This window comes from Oribacterium sp. (assembly GCF_057249185.1).
Map to the genome: position 1 here is coordinate 1 of NZ_DBHIGR010000252.1, position 1,902 is coordinate 1,902.

Here is a 1,902-nt window from a genome sequence, read left to right on the forward strand (position 1 = left end):
AGTCGCTTCACTTCATTGATTGTTACAGTCCTTCTCTCCTCATTTATCCATATCGAAAGATACTTAAACAGAGAACCTTTGGAGTTTTGCGTACAAGGCCTCCGGTAGGCGGAGTTCCATTTGAATTCCTTCTTCCTCATAGGATAGGGAGAGGATTTTCCCTTCTTTCCGAATACTGTTTTCCCAAGCCGCTTCGCTGTAGGGAAGCAGGATGGACAGGGGGCGGAGATTGGCAGAGGCTTTCTCGCTTACCGCTTCCATAAGTTCGGAAATTCCTATCCCCTCTTTAACGGAGATATAGAGCTTGTCTCCTCTCTTCTTGGGAAGCTCCGACAGGGGAAGAACCTTGTCGCATTTATTCATCACATAGAGCATGGGGATGTGGCTTGCTTCCAGCTTTTTCAGGGTAGCCAGTGTGCTGTCCATGTGCTTTTGATAATTGGGATCGGAATAGTCTACCACCTGCAAAATCAAATCCGCTTCAATGGCCTCTTCCAGAGTACTGTGGAAGGCATCCAAAAGTTTGGGAGGCAGGTCTCGAATAAAGCCTACCGTATCGGCAAAAAGGAATTCCTCTCCCCGTTCCCCCTTCACATGGCGAATGGTGGTATCCAGAGTGGCAAAAAGCATATCTTTTTCTTCCACCTTTTCCTTCTGGCCTTCCTTACTCCAATCCAAAATGGCATTCATAAGACTGGACTTTCCCGCATTGGTGTAGCCCACCAGAGCGATTCTTGGAATATTGGACTTCTCTCTTTTTTGCCGTTTTACCCGGCGCACTTCCTCCTGCTTCTTACATTCTCTTCGCAGAAAGGCCATTTCCTCCTGAATCTTTCGCTTATCCAGCTCAATCTTCTTTTCTCCCGCACCACGGTTGGAAAGGCCGGCACCGCCGCTTCCGCCCTGGCGGGAGAGATTTTCCCGAAGTCCCACAAGCCTGGGCAGCATATATTGAAGGGTGGCATATTGCACCTGCATCTTCGCTTCCTTGCTTCTGGCCCGCTCCGCAAAGATTTGTAAAATCACCTGGGTTCTGTCCAAAACCTCCACAGATAGAGCCTTGGACAGGTTATGGAGCTGGGAGGGGGAGAGGGCATTTTGGAAAATGACCAGATCCGCCTCATGGAAGAGCACGGCGGCTCTTACCTCCTCCACCTTTCCGGAACCGATAAAGGTGGCGCTATCCTCTCTGGCCAGGCTTTGGCTGATGCTGGTGCAGCATTCAATGGACAAGGCCTGACAAAGGCCGAAGAGCTCCTCCATATCCAGAGAAAAGTCTCTGTTCTCCGGAAATTCCACACCCACCAGAACCGCTTTTTTATTTTGAATTTGATTACTTTGCATAAAACTCCTTTATCCTCTACTCTGATATAGCTCCGTTTTTCTCTTTTACGGAAAACTGCTTTATTTTTTTACCTTTGGTATAGGGATGCCTTCCTCCCTTGCTACTTCCAACCACTCCGCTAAAACTATTTCAGCATTCTGTATAGCTTCCGACCTGGTCTTTCCGTCTGCAAAAAATCCTTTTAGCTCCGGAATTTCTGCGATATAAAGCTTATCTTCTTCCGACCAGTATATTTGAATTTCCCACTCTCTCATAATTACCCTCACAGAAGCATAAATAAATATTATTTACATTATAAATAAAACTTATCATCGTTCCATATATCATGCAAATATAAAAGGATATAAATCAATGTTATGTATTTGCCCCGGGCTATAGGTCTGTAAGGTAGGTAGTCTGAGCCCTATACTTGCGAAATCCGGCAAGTGAAGAACTGTAAAAATCAATAAGTGAAGCGAATAATGCAGTATGGGGTTATAAGGGGGGCAATCTGAGCCCGTTACTTGCTGAAAACCTGTGGAGAGAAGAACTGTATTAATCAATGAAGTGAAGCGACA

2 protein-coding genes are annotated in these 1,902 nt (G+C 46.0%); both read right to left on the minus strand.

The window, feature by feature from the left end; translation table 11 throughout:
* Nucleotides 1-63: 63 nt before the first annotated feature.
* Nucleotides 64-1,344: a GTPase HflX gene (hflX, locus tag ACO4PX_RS10085; protein ID WP_485572577.1), complete on the minus strand. Its 1,281-nt coding sequence runs from the start codon at nucleotides 1,342-1,344 to the stop codon at nucleotides 64-66.
* 60 nt (nucleotides 1,345-1,404) lie between these two features.
* Entirely contained in the window at nucleotides 1,405-1,599 is a 195-nt protein-coding gene (locus ACO4PX_RS10090; RefSeq protein WP_485544097.1) for a type II toxin-antitoxin system HicB family antitoxin, read from the minus strand.
* Nucleotides 1,600-1,902: the final 303 nt, after the last annotated feature.

Bases quoted from the DNA above. Each gene is read 5' to 3' on its own strand.
- hflX (WP_485572577.1), bottom strand. From the start codon at position 1,344: ATGCAAAGTAATCAAATTCAAAATAAAAAAGCGGTTCTGGTGGGTGTG.
- ACO4PX_RS10090 (WP_485544097.1), bottom strand. From the start codon at position 1,599: ATGAGAGAGTGGGAAATTCAAATATACTGGTCGGAAGAAGATAAGCTT.